The sequence below is a fragment of the Nostoc sp. genome (assembly GCF_035638895.1).
Lineage (GTDB): Bacteria > Cyanobacteriota > Cyanobacteriia > Cyanobacteriales > Nostocaceae > Nostoc.
Window position 1 is genome coordinate 1 of sequence record NZ_DASQZC010000565.1, and the last position, 4,409, is coordinate 4,409.

4 protein-coding genes and 1 pseudogene are annotated in these 4,409 nt (G+C 41.5%); 1 reads left to right on the plus strand and 4 read right to left on the minus strand.

Features of this window, described 5'->3' with window-relative positions; all coding sequences use genetic code 11:
* From VE944_RS28050 to VE944_RS28065, 4 genes and pseudogenes are all read right to left on the minus strand, one after another.
* Positions 1 to 890: pseudogene (locus VE944_RS28050) on the minus strand (endonuclease MutS2); the annotation flags it as partial.
* A gap of 194 nt (positions 891 to 1,084) precedes the next feature.
* Complete coding sequence (locus VE944_RS28055) at positions 1,085 to 1,381, minus strand: DUF2288 domain-containing protein (protein ID WP_324985104.1); 297 nt, start codon at positions 1,379 to 1,381, stop codon at positions 1,085 to 1,087.
* Between the two features lie 109 nt (positions 1,382 to 1,490).
* On the minus strand, positions 1,491 to 2,528 hold the full coding sequence (locus tag VE944_RS28060; protein ID WP_324985096.1) for an AI-2E family transporter: 1,038 nt from the start codon (positions 2,526 to 2,528) through the stop codon (positions 1,491 to 1,493).
* A 177-nt stretch (positions 2,529 to 2,705) separates the two neighbouring features.
* Positions 2,706 to 3,344, minus strand: coding sequence for a lysophospholipid acyltransferase family protein (locus VE944_RS28065; protein ID WP_324985099.1), 639 nt, complete (start codon positions 3,342 to 3,344; stop codon positions 2,706 to 2,708).
* 133 nt (positions 3,345 to 3,477) lie between these two features.
* On the opposite strand from VE944_RS28065, the gene VE944_RS28070 reads away from it, so the two are divergent.
* Positions 3,478 to 4,409 (plus strand): serine/threonine protein kinase (locus tag VE944_RS28070; protein WP_324985101.1); only part of this gene is annotated, 932 nt, incomplete at its 3' end.

A 4,409-nucleotide genomic window follows, 5' to 3' on the forward strand; every position in this document is an offset into this window, starting at 1 on the left:
TCTTCACGCTGGATAAATCGCGGGGGATTTGCTCCTAGCCAGTAGCTATACCGCGATCTAGCCGTTGCCAGATCCAAAGTGGTGGCGATCGCTAATAATCTTTCTAAATCTGGTTTGACTGCGGCTACAAGTTCAGTCAAAGCACGGCGAACCGCTTCTTCTTCTGCTTGCTCTCTTCTAATTATCTGCCGCAGTTGGTTGCCCAAAGGCACTACTGAATGCGGTTCCACGTAAAGGGTGGCACCGCTAGTAGAGGTATCGTGGACAATACCGGGGATGGCATCTTTTTGGGGTGCTTTTACAGGGATGACAAAGCGATCGCCCCGTTGTGTAATTAGCTGTTCTTGAACTGCGCCAGATTTTGCCTGTAAGATATTTTGCAGCTTTTGAGTAATCTGAGTGCGTAATCGCCGCAAATCTGTGCGAATTTCTCCCAGTTTTTGACTCGCGCGGTCAGTTACCTGGGCCCGTTCATCAATACATCGGTGAATTTCCTGTTCTAGTTCTGGATAAGTCCGCAAATCGGCAACCAAATCAGTCAATATCGGCAAATCTTCCTGATTGTCGATGACACGGCGCAAATTTCTAGCACCAGCGAGGGTGGTAGCGATCGCTAACAGTTCATCCCCTGCCAAAACTCCACTACGTTCTGCCCGTTCTAAGGAATCGCCAATATCTTGAATTCCCTCAAATGACAGTCCCGTAGTCTGGCGAGTTTCCAGTTGGTAGACTTCTTTGGTTTGCTCTAACAACTGTTCGCTTTGGATCTGAGAATCGGGTATTTTCAGATGACGCGCAGCTGTCGCCCCCAGCTTAGTTGCCGCAAAGGTGGCAAGGTGCTGGCAGAGGCGATGCCATTCTAATAATTCTAAGGTTTCAGATTGGATCAAGGTTTCAACATCTAATCTGAAATTATCGTAACAATTCTAGCTGCTAGATGGCTAAATCTTAAAGGAGAAAATTTTGCTTTAGTCAATAGTCAAGAGGTATATTCACCCTCTGCCTTCTTATACATTGATATATTTTATACTACATAAACATTTTTGTTGACTCTAACTCTGAGCGAAAACGCCACAAAAACTGATTAAGCAGCAACTATTTCTTGCGCCAAAACGTAAGGCTGAACGATGAGAGTGTTAAATCGTTTAGTGCGATGACCATTCCATTCTCCCACCTGTACTATGGTGGGTTTGGCAATCAATTGTTGATCAATCCACTGTTCTACTGATGGTATGTTATCACTGGCGATCGCTACTCCAACATCCACCAAGTTTAGCTCAAGCGCCACCAAAATTACTGCATCTCGTTGTACATGAGGAATTAACCACTCCCACTCTGCCTCATCCAAAATTTCTGTTAATTCCGCTCTTAAATCCGACATCATTCCTCAATTTTTATTGGCTAAGAAACTATTTTACATGTAATTACTACAGACGCGATTAATCGCGTCTCTACTCCTGAATCCTGTACAGAAGCGATTAATCGCGTCTCTAAACTTCTGATTTCATTTCATCAATTTCAAATAAAGATACGATGACTCCAGCGATGGGAATAGATATAAAAACTCCTAGTAAGCCTGCTACTTTAGCGCCTACTAGCAAAGCAAAGAACACGACTACGGGATTAAGATTCAGCGCATCTTGCATAATTCGAGGCGAAATCAAGTTGTCTTGTATCTGTTGTAGGACAATACAAGCTATGAATACTTTCAATGCTAACCAAGCACCTTGAGACAACACAACTAAAGTAACTGCGCTTACTCCTAATGTGGCTCCTATGCCAGGAATGATATCAAGAATTCCGACTATCACTGACAATATCAAAGCAAAAGGTACTTTTAATATTACAAAAACCAAAAAAGTTGTACTTGTGAGAAAGGCGCTTAATAATAACTGACCTCTAAAAAATCCGAGGAAGGAGCGTCTGATTATATTTGTAAATCTATTTCGACGCTGTTTTGGTACTACTTTTATGGTAAAGTTCCATAGCTTGTCTCCATCCAGTAACATAAAGAAAGCCACAACCGCAATCAATATAAATGTCAGAAAATTCGTCATGAATCCTTGTAAAACAGCCAAGCTAGTAACAAGACTAGATACAGCTTGGTTTCGCAATTGTTCTTGAATAAAACTTAAATTTATCTGCAAGTTACGGCTTCGCAAAAGCCCTTCTAGCTGCTCTAATAGAGGTATTAAAGAATTTACAAAGCCAGTTATACTGTCAATTAATTGTTGTCCTTGAGATAAAACCGTTAAACCAACAGTAATTATCAGACTGCCAATAATCACAATACTGAACAAGAAAACGACAGCAACAGCTACACCGTGGGGCAAAAAATGTCGCAGCCATTGTACAGGATAGCTGAGTAAAAAAGCCAAAATTGCAGCAAATGTAAAAATAACAATGACCGCTTCAAAGTAAGCTAAAAGTTGTACAATTGCCCAGCCAGAAGCAACTAAAAGTAAAAACCGGACTAACGCCAGATTATTTAATCGCTCCCAAAAATTCTTGGCTTCAAAGCCGCTCATATATATATTGTTTAGAGAAAAACTTATGGTAAATTTGCCTAGTAGTTGTATTTAAGCACAAAGTTAGACTTCATTACTAGAGCGCATTGACCTTAAAGATACAGAGGCTAAGGCGCGTAGTTTACCGCCGTAGGCATCGCTACCTCCCTAAAGCATATATCTGTAGTTTCTCTTAATTCATCTTCCTAAATCATGCATCTCGTTAATTACCGTGGCACACTTTTGTGTCAACGCCTCCAATTCCTCTTTATTACTAGAACTGGGAGCATCAATCAAGTTACCAATTCTCACGGTGATGGGAACTGCGCGAGGTAAGGACGACCCTTTTTGTAAAATCTCCTCAGTACCCCAGACACTCACGGGTAATATTGGGGCTTTTGCTTTCGCCGCTAGCAGCAGTGCGCCTCTCTTGGGGTCTGTAATTCGACCATCTGGGGTGCGTGTACCTTGCAAGAAAACACCGACAGCCCAACCGTTATTAAGATATTCTAGGGCGGAACGGATGGCATTGCGATCGGCATTTCCTCGACTCACCGGGTAGCCACCGTACAATTTAATCGCTTGCGCCAGAACTGGAATTTTAAATAACTCTTCCTTAGCCATGTACGCCACTGGACGACGTACACAGTTGGAGACAATTGGCGGGTCAAAATAACTAGCGTGATTACTCACTATCAATAACGGCCCTGATTGGGGGACATTCTCCGTACCATAAATCTGGCCCCGAAAGTAAGTGTGAAGCATGGGGCTGACGACCGACCATTTAAAGGCGTGGTAAAGAGCCAGACTGATAAACGGTTCGCGGTTTCTGTCCACAGAAGATAATTCAAATCAGACTGAATTTAGCATACGCGATCGCAAGGCCCAGAGCAAATGCAAAAAGCGTTGCAGATGAATTGCTTCACCCATCTGGGAATACTAAATCCATAAAATATTAGGATTTAGCAGTATGAATACCACTACAGTCAGTATTCCCGGATATCGGATCAGTGAAGAACTTTACAATGGTTCCAGAACGCTGGTTTATCGAGGGTATCGAGAGAGTGACTCATTAAGAGTAGTGATTAAACTGCTTAAAAATCCTTATCCAAGTTTCTCTGAACTCTTGTCGTTTCGCAATCAGTACACCATAGCTAAAAATCTCAATTCCCCTCTAATCATCCAAACATATAGCCTAGAACCTTACCAGAGTGGCTATGTGTTGGTGATGGAAGATTTTGGAGGGATTTCTCTTAAAGAATGGGGAGTGGGGAGTAGGGAGTGGGGAGTGGGGGGAAGCATAGAAGCTTTAATAGAATTTTTACATAGTGCGATCGCACTATGTAATACCTTAGATATACTCTACCACTCGCGGATTATTCATAAAGATATTAAACCTGCCAATATTTTAATTAATCCAGAAACAAAACAAGTTAAATTAATTGACTTTAGTATTGCATCTTTACTGCCACGAGAAACTCAAAGCTTAATTAGCCCCAATGTGTTAGAAGGAACACTTGCTTATATTTCCCCAGAACAAACAGGAAGAATGAATCGAGGGATTGACTACCGCACAGATTTTTATTCTTTGGGCGTAACTTTTTATGAATTACTGACTGGAAAATTACCATTTCAGTCAGAGGATGCGATGGAGTTGGTACATTGTCATATTGCAAGAAAAGCGCCTTTAATACATGAAATTAATTCCGAAATTCCATCTTTATTCTCAGAAATTGTTAGCAAACTGATGGCGAAAAATCCTGAAGACCGCTATCAGAGCGCTTTAGGATTGAAGCATGATTTAGAAAATTGCTTGGTTCAACTCAAAGAAACAGGTAGAGTTGAGAGTTTCCTAATTGCACAACAAGATGTTTGCGATCGCTTTATTATCCCCGATAAACT